The organism is Acinetobacter sp. Root1280, from assembly GCF_001425285.1.
GTDB classification, from domain to species: Bacteria; Pseudomonadota; Gammaproteobacteria; order Pseudomonadales; family Moraxellaceae; genus Acinetobacter; species Acinetobacter guillouiae.
The window spans coordinates 460,790-475,621 of the sequence record NZ_LMED01000001.1 but is presented as its reverse complement, the minus strand read 5'-3'; the positions used below and the strand labels follow the sequence as shown (position 1 = coordinate 475,621).

General features: G+C 37.6%; 15 protein-coding genes. 9 read left to right on the top strand and 6 right to left on the bottom strand.

All coding sequences use genetic code 11. The features are described 5' to 3' along the window. Window positions 1-117 precede the first annotated feature (117 nt). The 7 genes from ASC84_RS02290 (at window position 118) to ASC84_RS02260 (ending at window position 5,401) form a co-directional block, all read left to right on the top strand. A complete protein-coding gene (locus ASC84_RS02290; RefSeq protein ID WP_056511295.1) occupies window positions 118-711 on the top strand; it encodes a lysozyme in 594 nt (197 codons plus the stop codon). 118 nt (window positions 712-829) lie between these two features. Next, complete coding sequence (locus tag ASC84_RS02285; protein ID WP_056511292.1) at window positions 830-1,411, top strand: histidine phosphatase family protein; 582 nt, start codon at window positions 830-832, stop codon at window positions 1,409-1,411. A 57-nt stretch (window positions 1,412-1,468) separates the two neighbouring features. Continuing rightward, window positions 1,469-2,485, top strand: a complete 1,017-nt coding sequence (locus ASC84_RS02280; protein ID WP_227515077.1) for a hypothetical protein — start codon at window positions 1,469-1,471, stop codon at window positions 2,483-2,485. Window positions 2,486-2,565: 80 nt separating this feature from the next. Continuing rightward, entirely contained in the window at window positions 2,566-3,531 is a 966-nt protein-coding gene (gene puuE / locus ASC84_RS02275) for an allantoinase PuuE (RefSeq protein WP_056511287.1), read from the top strand. Between the two features lie 126 nt (window positions 3,532-3,657). Then, a complete protein-coding gene (uraD, locus tag ASC84_RS02270) occupies window positions 3,658-4,164 on the top strand; it encodes a 2-oxo-4-hydroxy-4-carboxy-5-ureidoimidazoline decarboxylase (protein ID WP_056511285.1) in 507 nt (168 codons plus the stop codon). Between the two features lie 48 nt (window positions 4,165-4,212). Further along, window positions 4,213-4,533, top strand: coding sequence for a hydroxyisourate hydrolase (uraH, locus tag ASC84_RS02265; RefSeq protein ID WP_056511282.1), 321 nt, complete (start codon window positions 4,213-4,215; stop codon window positions 4,531-4,533). A gap of 145 nt (window positions 4,534-4,678) precedes the next feature. Then, window positions 4,679-5,401, top strand: coding sequence for an outer membrane protein OmpK (locus tag ASC84_RS02260; RefSeq protein WP_056511279.1), 723 nt, complete (start codon window positions 4,679-4,681; stop codon window positions 5,399-5,401). A gap of 204 nt (window positions 5,402-5,605) precedes the next feature. Here ASC84_RS02260 and ASC84_RS02255 read toward each other — a convergent pair whose 3' ends face one another. Both ASC84_RS02255 and alc read right to left on the bottom strand, forming a co-directional pair. Further along, window positions 5,606-6,100, bottom strand: a complete 495-nt coding sequence (locus tag ASC84_RS02255) for an ureidoglycolate lyase (protein ID WP_056511277.1) — start codon at window positions 6,098-6,100, stop codon at window positions 5,606-5,608. A gap of 4 nt (window positions 6,101-6,104) precedes the next feature. Then, window positions 6,105-7,112 carry an allantoicase gene (gene alc, locus ASC84_RS02250; protein ID WP_056511275.1) on the bottom strand — a complete coding sequence of 336 codons (1,008 nt, stop codon included), beginning with the start codon at window positions 7,110-7,112 and terminating at the stop codon, window positions 6,105-6,107. Between the two features lie 213 nt (window positions 7,113-7,325). On the opposite strand from alc, the gene hpxO reads away from it, so the two are divergent. Next, window positions 7,326-8,483 carry an FAD-dependent urate hydroxylase HpxO gene (hpxO, locus tag ASC84_RS02245; protein WP_056511272.1) on the top strand — a complete coding sequence of 386 codons (1,158 nt, stop codon included), beginning with the start codon at window positions 7,326-7,328 and terminating at the stop codon, window positions 8,481-8,483. 174 nt (window positions 8,484-8,657) lie between these two features. Here hpxO and ASC84_RS02240 read toward each other — a convergent pair whose 3' ends face one another. Continuing rightward, entirely contained in the window at window positions 8,658-9,590 is a 933-nt protein-coding gene (locus ASC84_RS02240; RefSeq protein ID WP_056511267.1) for a LysR family transcriptional regulator, read from the bottom strand. A 293-nt stretch (window positions 9,591-9,883) separates the two neighbouring features. On the opposite strand from ASC84_RS02240, the gene ASC84_RS02235 reads away from it, so the two are divergent. Beyond that, window positions 9,884-10,939 carry an aromatic ring-hydroxylating dioxygenase subunit alpha gene (locus tag ASC84_RS02235; RefSeq protein WP_056511265.1) on the top strand — a complete coding sequence of 352 codons (1,056 nt, stop codon included), beginning with the start codon at window positions 9,884-9,886 and terminating at the stop codon, window positions 10,937-10,939. A gap of 106 nt (window positions 10,940-11,045) precedes the next feature. Here the strand turns inward: ASC84_RS02235 and ASC84_RS02230 are convergent, their stop codons facing one another. From ASC84_RS02230 to ASC84_RS02220, 3 genes are all read right to left on the bottom strand, one after another. Further along, window positions 11,046-12,527, bottom strand: a complete 1,482-nt coding sequence (locus ASC84_RS02230) for an aldehyde dehydrogenase (RefSeq protein WP_056511260.1) — start codon at window positions 12,525-12,527, stop codon at window positions 11,046-11,048. 156 nt (window positions 12,528-12,683) lie between these two features. Beyond that, window positions 12,684-13,826, bottom strand: coding sequence for an acetylornithine deacetylase (gene argE / locus ASC84_RS02225; protein ID WP_056511258.1), 1,143 nt, complete (start codon window positions 13,824-13,826; stop codon window positions 12,684-12,686). Next, window positions 13,819-14,805: a LysR family transcriptional regulator gene (locus tag ASC84_RS02220; RefSeq protein ID WP_056511255.1), complete on the bottom strand. Its 987-nt coding sequence runs from the start codon at window positions 14,803-14,805 to the stop codon at window positions 13,819-13,821. Before ASC84_RS02220 ends, argE begins: the two co-directional genes overlap by 8 nt. Window positions 14,806-14,832 lie beyond the last annotated feature (27 nt).

The following is a 14,832-nucleotide window of genomic DNA, read 5'->3' as shown; positions in this document are numbered from 1 at the left end:
ATAGATCTATACCCAATGCAACCAAAGACAACTTTATTTATTCAAAAAGCTATGTTTAATATTGGGTGGTATAGGTACAGCGATATAACCTTTTTCTTTTTTTTTTGAGTTTTATTGATGACGCAATTTTGGTCTAAATTTTTTTCCAAGTTATTTTCTACGTTGTTTTCAAAACCATTGAATAAACATCATCAAGCTTATTCTGGTTCAGACATTGCAGTGGCCGTGGATACAGATGCTGAGATTGGCTTTGCACAAGATCAAATTACTCATGTAAGTCCTCAAGGTGTGAATTTGATTTGTGGTTTTGAGGGATTAGAGCTTAAAGCCTATGATGATGGTGTTGGTGTGTGTACCATCGGTTATGGAACGACGATTTACCCGCATGGAAAAGCTGTTCAGTATGGTGATACTTGTACCATTGAACAAGCAAAAAACTATATGCAATATGACCTTAGGCGTTTTGAACAAGCAGTAAGTGCTGCTGTAAATGTGCCGTTAAATCAAAATCAGTTTGATGCGTTGGTTTCATTGAGCTATAACATTGGTATCGGTGCTTTTAAAAACTCAACTTTATTAAAATTATTGAATGCCTCTGATTATCAAGCTGCCAGTCATCAATTTGATGTTTGGATCAAAGCAGGTGGCAAAACAGTACAAGGTTTAGTAAACCGAAGAGCAGTAGAGAAAACTTTGTTTCTAAAGCGCTAATATATGAGTTAGTTTCTCAACTGTTATTCTGCAAACGTTTGTTAAATTCCAGATGATTGATTTTGAATTATCATTGTTTTTTAAATGTTGTCTAAAAATTAAAATAGTAAAGGTGAATATGAGTATTTATTTAATCCGTCATGCACAAAGTTTGGGTAATGTAAACGGTAAAACTGAGTCACATGCAAGTATTCCTTTAACCGAATTTGGACATGAACAGGCGCAAAAACTTGTTGATGTTTTACCTCCAGCAAAGCAAATTTTTATCTCGCCATTCCTCCGTACACGTCTAACAGCTGAACCAATTTTATTACGAGATCAAATTACACCTCAAGTTTTGGATATTCAGGAGTTTTCTTACTTATCCGATACGCGATGTAAAAATACCACTTTAGAGGAACGAAAACCTTGGGTAGATGATTATTGGAATCAAGCAGATGTGAACCTAGTGACAAGTGAAGGCGCTGAATCTTTTGCCAATTTTTATCAACGCGTTACGGACTTTATTTCACACTTGGATTCATTAAAAGTACACTATCAACATGATCATTTACTGGTATTTAGTCATGGTCAGTTTTTACAGTTATTGAAAATGCTGGTTGAGCAAAAGCGAGAATTATCATCACAATTAATGCGTGATTTTCGTTATGCATTGTTAAATCATCAATTAGACAATACAGAGTTTTTTATTTTTAAATAAAATGAGATTAACAGCATGAATTTTATAATAAGAAAAATTGCTCTATTGACGGTTTTTATGTTTATACCTGTATCTACATATGCAGATATTGTGGCTTTAAAGTCAGATTTAACTCAATTTGCGCAACCTCTTGAAACACAATGTAAGGGGCTTGAAAGCTATATGCCTCTTAACATGTTGTATAAATTTTTAAATCGTTCAAATTCTGAAAAAATAGATGTGTATTCGATGGATGTTATTTTTGTTTCAGATTTTTTGGGTTATTTAGAAGATAAAAATTGTGCTTTAGCGGCTTCTGATTTCACCATATCGGGCGTTAAAATTTTAAATCAATATCGTGACTTATGGGAGAAAGATTTACCAAAAGAGAGAAAAATTCTGAGATATGAAACTTACCTTGCAGCAGGTGATGCAAGTTTGGTGAAATATAAATGGACGCATAAGATTCAATATCTAGATGATGCGCATCAATTTTATACACAGTACTTAGTGACCAATGCAATCAGTCAACAACAAAAACAACAATGTGGGAAAAAATGTGCTGAATACTTAGCTGATGTAAGTAAGGTGCAATACTTTAATCTGTATGATTACGCGTCTATATCCTATGAATATCAAAAACTTTTTCGTGATATTTATGAACAATATTCACAACAAGATGCAAATTTTTCAGACAATCTCGAAAGTCTGAATCTGGTTTTTGAACGAACTGATCAATTTGAAGTGAGTGCAATTAAAACCACAGGATTAAGCTCAGTAAATAAAGAGGTGACTTCTTTAAATAATTTTGATCGCATTTTTAGTTCTGGTGATAAAAAACTTATAGAACTTTATACAAAACGTTTAGATCAATATCTACAAAATAGAATCCAGCATAAATTATTAGATGCAGAGATGACGGATAAAATTTATCAATTCTTGTTAAAAGAATCGGATGAAAATAATACGATGATTGTACGTACTCAGCAGGAAAGTGCTCTTCAACCTAATCAAAGTTTTCAAATTGGAAAACACCACTATATTTTCAAGGGAAAAAGTCATCAGGTGCAGTTAACTTTCCAACCCGTTGACTAAAGCATGAGTGAGATTGGCATAAAAACTGCTTGATCATTCACACTAAAAAATGGTGATTGAAAAGTTTAAAGGCGGTTTGAGTGAATAAAACTTATTTACGTGGGCAAGACTTAATAGACCAAATCCAAAATACTCCCTATTCACGAGATCTCATTGGCTATCACGGTGAAGTACCCAAAGTAGCATGGCCCAATCAAGCCCAAATAGCGGTACAGTTTGTTCTTAACTATGAAGAAGGTGCTGAAAACCATATCGAACATGGTGATGCCGGTTCTGAGCAGTTTTTATCTGATATCGTGGGAGCAGCAAGTTTTCCTGACAAGCATATGTCGATGGATTCGATGTATGAATATGGCGCTCGTGCAGGATTCTGGCGTATTCATCATGAGTTTAAAAAGCGTAACTTACCCATGACCATATTTGGAGTGGGCATGGCGCTGGCACGTAATCCATATATTGTGGAAGCCATTCAACAAGCCCATTACGATGTGGTTTCACATGGACAGCGTTGGCTAAATTACCAAAATATAGATATTGAAACGGAACGTCAGCATATTGATCAAGCAATTAGCATTCTAGAAACCTTATTTGGCACTACACCAATGGGTTGGTATACAGGGCGAGATAGCCCAAATACTCGTAAATTATTGGCTGAATTTCCACAGATCAAATATGACTGTGATTACTATGGTGATGATTTGCCATTTTGGACAAACTTAACCGATTTACAAGGCCAAAGCCGCCCGCACCTGATCATTCCATATACTTTAGAAAGTAATGATATGAAGTTCTGCGCGCCTGCTGGTTTTAACAGTGGCGAGCAATTTTACCAATATTTAAAAGATGCCTTTGATGTGCTTTATGCAGAAGGTGAAACTGAGCCGAAAATGCTATCGATTGGAATGCATTGTCGTATCCTGGGACGTCCCGGTCGTTTTAAAGCATTACAGCGTTTTTTAGATTATATACAGGCACATGAAAAAGTCTGGATCTGTCGTCGCGGTGATATCGCTGAACATTGGTTTAAACACCATCCAGCCGCATAATTGTCGCTATGAGGATGTGGCTTTTAAGGTAAGCACTTTATTTTTAATTGAATGCAGTAAAGCGCGCAGCAAAGTTTATATAAAAGTGTTTGAAAATTTTAGTGAACTCAAGCATAGGTATTATTTGTGAAAATAGAAGAATTTAATCAAGCATCATCAGAAGAGCTTACAACCTTGCTCAAGCATTGTGTGCACATTCAACGTTGGTCAGATGAAATTTTGTCACAACGTCCATTTGTCAACACTCAAGCGTTAATGGATTTTGCAAAAGCACAAGCCTCAACTTGGACATGGTTAGAAATTGCAAATGCATTAGCGACACACCCACGGATCGGTGAAAAAAAGGCTCAGGCAGTGCTGAGTGAAAAAGAGCAAGCATTTTCTCATCAAGAGCAATCAGCAATAAAACAGAGCACTGAAACACAACATGCTTTATTGCAAGGCAATATTGCTTATGAAAAGAAATTTGGTCATATTTTTTTAATTCGTGCTATGGGCTTAGATCAGACTGAAATTCTACAAGCACTGAAATATCGTTTATTAAATGATCCTGAAACAGAACAGCGTATTGTTAAACAACAACTTGGTGAAATTACAATGTTAAGACTCAATCATGAACTGAGTGAAAATTAAAGCTTAAATGATTGATTTAATTAAAATAATGTTTAGAAAGGAAATAACATGATCAGTACCCATATCTTAGACACGCATCTTGGCAAGCCTGCCGTAAATGTTCTGATAAAATTATTGGATAGCCAAGACAATATTGTTGCAGAATCAAGGACCAATGAAGATGGACGGGTTGCAGATTTTAATTTAAGTGGAATTAAAACAGGGGATTATAGTTTGGTTTTTTATACTGCTGAATATTTTGACCGTTTAGCCTTAGCAACGTTTTTCCCAAAAGTTGTGATTCATTTTTCAGTCCTTGATATTGCACAACATTATCATATTCCTCTATTAATCAGCCCTTTTGCTTATTCCACGTATCGTGGAAGCTAGCTTTTATAGAACTAGTTTTTTCATGATTTTAAAGCCCATTGATTTGGGCTTTTTTTATGAAATTTTGACCAAATGTAAAAAATTGGCTTTGTTTTTGCTTATTCACGCAGGTGTTTACCGCTATTTCTGATGGGGAATTTATACAATGAAATTAACACAATTTGCTGCGCTTTCAACTTTGGTTTGCACCGCTTTTAGCACTCATGCTGCGCCTATTTGGCAAGACTTTAGCATTACTGGATTATATGGAAAAAATTATGAATTAATTGCTCGGGAAGATGACCAATCGACCATTACTTTTGAATATGCAGCCAAATTAAAATATGGGGACTTCTTTGCATTTGCGGATCGTACCAATAATGATGTTTCAGGCAATGAGACCTATTTTGAAGTTTCACCACGATTGAGCTTAGGCGCGATTTCAGGGCATAAGTTGGAAGCAGGACCAATCAAAGACGTTCTCATTGCCACAACATGGGAAGGCGGTGAAGGGTTTAACAATTATCTGTATGGGATCGGGGTAGATTTAGCAATTCCATATTTCCAGTATGCACAATTAAACTTTTATAAAGCAGACAACTATAAGAATATAGATGATGATTATCAGCTGACTTTTGTTTTTGGTGTGCCTTTTAAAATTGCATCAGAAGATTTTCTTGTTGATGGTTTTCTGGATTGGTCAACCGCTGAAGATGATCATGCCAGTGAGTTAAACTGGACCACCCAGTGGAAATGGAATGCGGGTAAACATATTTCACCGGATACGAAATTGTATTTAGGCGTTGAATATTCCGTTTGGAATAATAAATATGGGATTTCAGGCAAAGATGAAAATAATGTCAGTGCCTTAATTAAATATCATTTTTAAATGATCTTTATCTGATCATGTTTTTAAATGCATGAATAGGATTGAGATAAGCTTAAGATCATTTTTCCAAACCAGCGCAACACTGAATAATGCTGCACTGGTTTTTTAACAACATAGGGTAAAATCTTATCTCAGTACTTCTCAGCACTTTTAGTGTGAATGTTTTGATCCATGCATTTTTTATTTGCTGTTATGAAATGGTGATTATAAGGTCAGGACAATATTTTCATTAAATTGAAAAACATCACAATTGTGACCCTCACCAATCCGATCGATTACAGTAAAGTCACTGGGTGCTTCAAGCGTCAATAACGGATGATGCCAAGTGCCTGCACGATAGTTTACAGCCTGTTGGCCATTGCTTACAAAGGCATAAATATGATCAAGATCAGGTTGATCCTGATCTAAAGCCGCTGCAACAACAACCAAGAAGGATTGACCTTGCATCGGGATAAACGCCTGTGAACCGATTGGATGACGTTCAAGCATTTGAATTTCGCAAGGCACTTGGGTTTTTTGAATATTACGAAAAATACTCAACCCGACTTCAGCATTAGCCGCTTGAGCCAAAGATAAAGCATGATAGCGTTCCGTATGCGCGCCATTGATATGGAAATAGTCATTGCCAGCACAGGCAATGACCTCACCAAATGCTGCAAAAGCTTCAGCAGTTAATGGCTGAATTTGGATATATTTCATAAAATCACTCTGCAATTTTACCCCATAATCGGATACGGCTAATGCCACCGTCTGGAATCATATTGACACGAATATGTGAAATTTTTTCATGGTTTAAAATGTCTGCTACATAATCATGAATATGATCCATTTGCATATCCTGAGCATTGAGTAGAAATGGCCAAAACATACTTTGCGGAATCAATTGTGGATCAGTCGCATTTTCAATATAAATCGCCTGAATCGATACTTGAGCGGGGAAATTGCCTTTGAAATGTGCGGTATCAATTTCAATTTTTTCAATTACACCACTTTGACCTAGGGCCAAAATACACCAGTCAAATCCAGGTGCACGGCGGCGTTTGGTTTCCCAACCATCACCCATATTGATCCCACGATTCGGATTGATCAAATTACGAGGATGACCAAAGTGTGCATCACTATAGGCAATCACCCGTCCACCATTTTCTAGTGCCAGTAAATCTAATGTACGTTGGCGATCTTGGATCTGTATTTGCACTTCACCATAGACGCGAAAACGTGCAATACCACCATCAGGAAAAATATTTAAGCGTACATGGGTAAAGACTGCTGAGTTTTTAATGTCAAAAATATGATGTTGGCTGGGGCCAAGAACGGAATTATCTAGAATGGGCTGCCATAGTGCATTGCTTAAGTCCCCATTTGGTGCATAACAGGCTTCAATTGAAGCGGAAGCAGGATAATTCCCAGTAAAAAAAGTGGTATCAATATCAAATGCAGTAATTTTTCCAGCAACACCTAATTTAACAATTGCCCAGTCATAGCCTGCATGGCGTTTACGGCGGGTTTCCCATCCATCCATCCATTTGCCGTGATCATCAAATTTATCTTCTACAAAAATGGGTGGATTAAATTGCAACATTCGTTGTGCTTCTGCAAAAAAATCATCTGAACATTCAAGTACTTTTGTACCAATTCGGGGATCTGCCAAATTGCTGTATTGTTGCAAATGTGCAGGAAGCTCAAAACTTGGTGCAAGTAAAGTTGCCATATTTATTTACCATTCATATTACGATTTATATCATTTTATTGATTGATATCAGTGTTTAAAGTTCAATAAGCACTCATAAAAACAATATCTTACCGTCCTCATCATGCATAGCCTATGCCAACTTTGCTTAAGGAATGTTGTGATTTTTAAATAAATGGCACGTTTTTAGCATTTTAGTCATAAGTGTTAAAGAAACAGACAGAGGAGAAATAGATGGAGATTACTATTATCGGTGCAGGTATGGGGGGATTAACCGCAGGTATTGCACTAAAAAAATTCGGACATTCGGTCACCATCTATGAACAAACTGAACAAATTCTAGCTGTAGGTGCTGCTATTTCTTTATGGTCAAATGGTGTTAAGTGTTTAAATTATTTAGGCTTAACGGATCAAGTTGCCAAACTTGGTGGTCAAATGGATCATTTAGCCTATATCGATGGCTTAACTGGTGAGCACATGACCCAGTTTAGTTTAATGCCTTTGATTGAAGAGGTCGGGCAACGGCCTTATCCAGTTTCCCGCGCAGATTTACAAAACATGTTGATGGATGAATTTGGCCGTGACGATATTCATCTTGGGAAAAAAATGGTTGCACTAGAACAAGTAGATCAACACATAAAAGTTCAGTTTGCAGATGGCAGTGAAGTCACCACAGCATTGTTAATTGGTGCTGATGGAACACATTCGCTGACCCGCCAATATGTACTGGGTGAACAGGTTGAACGTCGTTATGCAGGTTATGTCAATTGGAATGGCTTAGTCGAAATTTCAGATAAGTTTGCCCAAGCCGATCAATGGACAACCTTTGTTGGAGAGGGAAAACGTGTTTCGCTTATGCCAGTGGCAGACCGACGTTTTTACTTCTTCTTTGATGTGCCATTACCTGTAGGTTTAGAAAACAGTAAGGCCCAATATAAAACACTCTTTAAACAATATTTTAAGGACTGGTGCCAGCCCGTTCAAAACTTAATTGAAGCGATTGATGAGCAAAAAATCAATCGAGTAGAAATTCATGATATTGAACCTTTTACCCAGTTTTATAAAGGGCGGGTGGTGATTATGGGGGATGCGGCTCACAGTACCACACCTGATATTGGTCAGGGCGGTTGCCAAGCCATGGAAGATGCAATTTACTTAGCACGCGCTTTGCAAATCAATACATTAGGCTTAGAGGATGCGTTAAAACGTTATCAAAATAAACGTAATGAGCGCGCCAATGAGTTAGTATTACGTGCCCGCAAACGCTGTGATGTGACCCATATGAAAGATGAAGCTGTGACCGAAGCGTGGTATCAAGACTTACGTCAAGAACAAGGCCCACATATTATGCGTGGCATTATCAGTAATATTATTGGTAATCCATTAGATTAAATTTTGCTAGGTCGATGCTGAATTTAAATTACTGAATCTAAATTCAGCATTGGAAATCTAACGCTTTTGATTCATATATGTTTAGGGAGTTATTGCTAGTCATCACTCAGCTACACGTGATTGCTTTGCTGCTTAAGGGCTGTTGTTCATGTATTACAACATAGCTAAAGCTGATTATTGATAAGGGGTCAGCTTGAGCTTAAATGCTTCGATTTGTTCAATAAGATGCTTAATCATAATTTGAGACACGCGTGAAAGTTGTCGTTTTGGTGCAACACATAAAGCCAGTGTTAATGGATATAAACCCTTTTCTCGAATCGGCTTAAAAACAAGCTCGTCACGTTCTAAATATGGATATGCATCAATAAATGACAATAAGCCAATACCTAAATTCTTTTGAATTAATGACATAATCATTCGAATGTCATTACAATTTAAGTGCTGCTGTGGGCTAAATTTATGGTGCTTATACAAGGTCTGCACATAATCATGAATAATTAACGGTGCACCAGGAATCAAGTGTTTATCGTTGACACTATCTGACAAATAAACTTTCTCATTTTTTGTTAAAGGATGATCTTTAGGTAAAACAAAACCGATTGGGATTTCGACAAAAGATAAAACCTCTAATTGATGATGGCCTTTAGGGTTTAATAAAATTCCAAAGTCAATTTCAGCGTCCATAATCATATTTGACACAGTTTCACTGTCTTGGATATGAAAATTAAAATTGATCCAAGGGTAGTTGTCATACATATATTGAATTGAATCTAAAACAAAGCCATCACTGAGTGCAGAAATCAATCCGCAATCAATTGTTCCCCGAGAAAGCCCTTGAATTTCATCAAAACGATTACGGGTTAATTGAAATTCTTTTTGCCACTTAATCAAATCCGCATAGAGTAACTCTCCAGCAAGTGTCAGTTTTAAACCACTGGGTAAACGTTCAAAAAGATCAATGCCAAACTCTTCCTCAGCAAGTGCGATTTGACGATGTACCGCTGATACTGAAATATAAAGTTGATCTGCTGCTTTTCTTAAGCTGCCTGTCTTGGCAACGGCAATAAAATAATCTGAAAATCGTGAAAAAGTTGTATTCACAGGCATATGGCTGTCCATTATTTATATTTCACGGACTTATTCCTAAGCAATGAAAATCAAGGAAATTTGAAACTCGCTAAAATTACAGATCACTAAGCGATTTTTATGCCAATGATGAGTTTTTTCTAAAAATAATTTTCAGATAGGTGTTCTATTTTTTAGAATGAGATAAGTAAAACATTCTAATAGACAGAATTAGACAAAATTCGTAATGTAAAACTCAGCCATGATTTTAGCTGACCGTTATGCTGAAATCACAGCATAAGATCATGAAATTAAATATATTCTGTGAGTTTTGTATGAATGCAATTCCAGTTCTGAACTTGTTTAGTCAGCCACAATGTAGTGGTTTTGAACCTAAAGACTGGGAAATACTTGCTCAGCATTGGTATCCTGTCGCACGTGTGCAAGATGTCACAACAGACCCACAACAAGTACAACTCCTCGATGTGAAAATGGCGCTTTATCAAACGGCAAGTGGTGCGATTCAGTTGGTGCGTGATATTTGCCCGCACCGTGGTGTACCACTCAGCAAAGGTTGGGTGCAAGGTGAAGAGATTGTTTGTCCCTACCATGGATTGCATTACAACACAGCAGGTCAATGTACAAAAATTCCAGCGCAGCCAGACCTGACAAATATCTCAGAGCGCTTTAGTCTCACCAAATTTCCTGTAGTTTTAAAATATGGTTTGGTTTGGACAAGTTTATTTAGTCGTGATGCAAGCCATGCAAACTTTCCAATACTGGACACTTGGGATGATCCTGAGCATCAGCCCGTACTGCCGCCATTTGTTGACATTGCGGGTTCAAGCGGGCGGCAATTGGAAGGCTTTATTGATGTCGCACATTTTGCTTGGGTACATCAGCAGTCTTTTGCAGATGCTGAAAATCCTGTCGTACCCAAATACACCACTGAGCGTACAGACTATGGTTTACATACTGAATATGTCAGTAATGTGAGCAACTACCCGCATGGCTTACAGCATCTGGCACCAGAGGGCTTTTTATGGAAACGAATTTTTGATGTTTACCCACCATTTTCAGCGGTGTTAAAGGTTGAATTTCCACGCGAGGGTATATTGAAAATTTTAAATGCCTGTTGTCCTGTATCACATAACAAAACTCGATTATTTGTACCACTCACCCGTAATTTTGATACCACAGGCGATTTGCAGGCAGTTTACGATTTTAATGCACAAATTTTTGCAGAGGATCAGGACATGGTAGAGAGTCAAAAACCAGAAGAGCTTCCATTAGATATTACAATGGAAGCACATTTTGAAGCAGATCGTTCATCTACAACTTACCGTCGAATATTGGCAGAATGGGGGTTAAGCAAACGCTATATTGTGTAAATTTTCCTTATATCATCAGGAGCACTTTCAATCTTTCTTTTTGACTGATTGAGTGCTCTTTCGGGTTTACAATTTTAACTCAGCCAATCTAAACCATTTTGTACAATTACAGTTGAATCCATGTGGTTTTTAACTGTGTAAATTTATCAATTGCATGTAAAGATAAATCACGCCCATAACCAGACTGTTTATATCCTCCAAATGGTGTACTCACATCTAAAGCATCTACTGTATTAATAGAGACTGTGCCGACTAAAAGCTGTTTAGAAAGAAGAATTGCTTTCTGAATATCTTTGGTCCAAATTGAGGCAGCTAATCCATAAATTGAGTCATTAGCAAGTTCAATCGCTTCATCTTGGGTTTCAAAAGTTGTGATTGAAACCACAGGACCAAAAACTTCGTCATGGAAGATTTTAAAATCAGGATTGACACCGATTAGAATGGTTGGTGCTACATAGGTTGCTGGATCTAAAGCAGCATCTAAATTTAACGGAATAATATGAGACTGCGCACCTTGAGCCTTGGCTTGATCAATAGCAGCTCTGACATTATCCGCATGTTGATGATCAATTAAACAGCCCATCGTGGTATTGGGATCTAGAGGATCTCCAATCTTAAGTGTTTTGGCTTTGGCTATAAATTTATCTATAAATTGTTGTGAAATGCTTTTTTCTAATAAAATCCGTGAATTTGCCGAACACACTTCACCTTGATTATAAAAAGCACCAAAAATCGCTTTATCGACAGCTTTATCTAAATCAGCATCAGCAAAAATTATATTGCCACTTTTCCCACCTGTTTCTGGCCAAACGGGTTTCATATTCGATTCAGCAGAATAAGCCAAAAACTTTTTTGCAGTTTCGGTAGATCCAGTAAAGACTAAACAATCAACATCTGGATGGCGTCCAAGTGCTTGACCGGTGATATGTCCTAAGCCAGTAACCACTTGCAATACACCATCTGGAATTCCAGCTTGTTTTGCGAGCTCAACGAGTTTTAATGCAGTAAAGGGCGATTGCTCTGCAGGTTTTAATACAACACAATTTCCAGTTGCTAAGGCAGGTGCAAGTTTCCAACTTGCCAAATCAAGCGGAAAGTTCCACGGGACCACAGCTGCGACAACACCTACAGGTTCACGACTGACTAAGGCCAGTTGATCTACACTTGTGGGGGCAATTTCATCATAAATTTTATCAATACTTTCTGCATACCATTCAAAACAAGATGCTGCACCTGGAATATCAACATGCAGTGAATCCTGAATCGGTTTACCTACATTGAGGGTTTCGAGTAAGGCAAGCTCTTCAGCATTTTCACGAATAAGTTCAGCAAGTTTTTTGAGTATTTGCTTACGTTCACGCGGTGCTAACCGAGACCAGACACCATTGTTAAAGGTTCTTCTCGCATGTTGAACAGCTTGATCAACGTCATTGGCATCACATGCTGACATATCGACTAAAAACTCAGCGGTGGCTGGATTTGATACTTTATAGGTCTGCGTGGTATTTATAAATTGTCCGGCGATAAAGGCACAACTTGGCAGTGTTATCTGCGCGCGTTGTTCTAGCCAATCCTGTTTTAGTTTCATTCATCTTCCTTAAAATTTTAGCGATATAGTAGGTTTAACCGTATTATTTTTCGCCAATTTTGTGAATTTGTTTTATACAAGCCTTGGGTTTAGAAAAAACAAATTAAAAGCGTTACTTATTTTTTTTAACTAACTTTTTAAATCCACAGTCACGTCTTAACGCTTAATATGATTGAGCAAACGTTCAAAAAATGCATCACATTGTTGCATCTGCGAGATTTCAATATATTCATCAGGTTTGTGCGCAACTTGAATAGAACCAGGACCACAAACCAATACCGCAGAATTTAATTGTTGATGAAATAATCCTCCTTCTGTACCAAATGAAATCTTCTGTAGTTCGGTTGCTGGATCAAGGAGGTTTTGTAAAAATTTGACTGCTTGAATAGTGGTTGAAGTATTCAGTCCAGGGTATTGGTTGATTTCTTGAAAACTGACAAATTTTGCATAAGGGCTTTGCTCGATATATTCAAAAATTTTCGCTTGAACTGACTCCGTATTCTGTTCTGCAACATTACGAATCTCATAATCTAGAACACATTCATTGGGAACGATATTTAAAGCTTTACCACCCTGTATTTTCCCGACATGTACAGTGGTATAAGGAACATCGTAGCCCATATCGACAATCGGACCTTCCGCAATCTGTTTTTGTGTTGTGGTAATGGCCTCAACAACATTTTGAGCACAATAAATCGCATTGACATATAACGGGGCTAAAGCGGAGTGACCCTCTTGTCCACGACAAATTGCTTTAAATACTGCTTTGCCTTTATGGCCTGTGGCAATATTCATAGTGGTGGGTTCACCAATCACACAAAGCTCTGGTTGAATAATTAATTCAGAGAGTAGGCCAAGGATTCCGCGTACACCAATACAGCCAATTTCTTCATCATAGGAAAGGCAAAGGTGTAGAGGCTTAGCCAATTCAGGCATTTGTGCTGCTTTTAACATGGCATGTATCGCGCAGGCGATAAAACCTTTCATATCAGCAGTACCACGACCAAAAATTTTATCGTCTTTAATTAGGGCTTGGAAAGGTTCGGTACTCCACGCTTGTCCTTCAACTGGAACTACATCGGTATGTCCAGAGAGCAATATTCCAGCTTGGTCTTTAGGACCAATACTTGCCAATAAGTTGGCTTTGGTCTGCTCTGGATTAAAATTTAAAGTGATACTGATTCCCGCAGGTTCAAGTAAGTTTTTGATGAACATGATTAGTTCTAGATTACTTTTGTAGGACGTCGTATCAAATGCAACAAGTTTTTTAAGTAGTTGAATACTCGACAGATTAGACATCTGAGGAATCCTTTTGTGTTTGGGCTTTTATATAGGGATCGTAGAAATGCGGCGAACTCATACCCGAAATAAAATGATCGGAGATAAAGCTTTTACAACGACTAATGAACGCTTCTACAACAATATTTTTGGGTACATTTTTCGGTGTCGCAATGCCGATATACATCGGGCGATGTTCATGCGCAATACGAATACGGACCAGACGTTTACCATCAAGGCTATAGGTGTTTTTCGGGCGAACATTCAAAATCGTGTAGCCAATATTATTGGCAACCATTGAACGAACGACATCGATATTTTTTGAAGAACGCACAACATTGGGCGTAAGATTTTGAGCTCTAAATAATGATAAGAAATATTCATTGCTAAAGGGCATGTCTAAAAGAATCATCGGGTACTTTGAAAGTTCTTCTAAGCTTACAACAGGCAATATTGCTAAAGGGTGCTCCTCACTGACCAATACATGAGGTGGCAATTTCGTTAAAGCTTCAAAATGAATAATATTTTCATCAATATTGAGATCGTAAGTTAAAGCTAGATCAATATCATTACGTATAAGCGCATTTAGAAGTGCTTGTTGATCATCTTCGTAAAGGTCTAAAGAAACTTGCTTATATAAGTTGGAAAATCCATTGATGATATCGGCATAGATCATCGGGGTAAAAGCAGGGAAGCAGCCTACTTTTAACGGCCCACGTATGGAACCAGAAAATTCTGCCGCAAGGGAATATAAACTTGAAGCTTGGTTTAAGATCTTCTTACATTCCAACATCACACTTTTACCAACAGTGTTGAGGATTAAGCCTTTGGCATGTTGGCGAATAAATAATTGGGTTTGTAATTCTGATTCAATATGTGCGATTGCGGCAGAAATAGACGGAGAGGATACATGTATCTTCTCCGAAGCAATAATGATGCTGCCACATTCAGCTGTTGCAACAAAGTATTCCATTTGTCTTAAAGAAATTCGATTTAACACTTTGGATACACCTCCATTGTATACCCT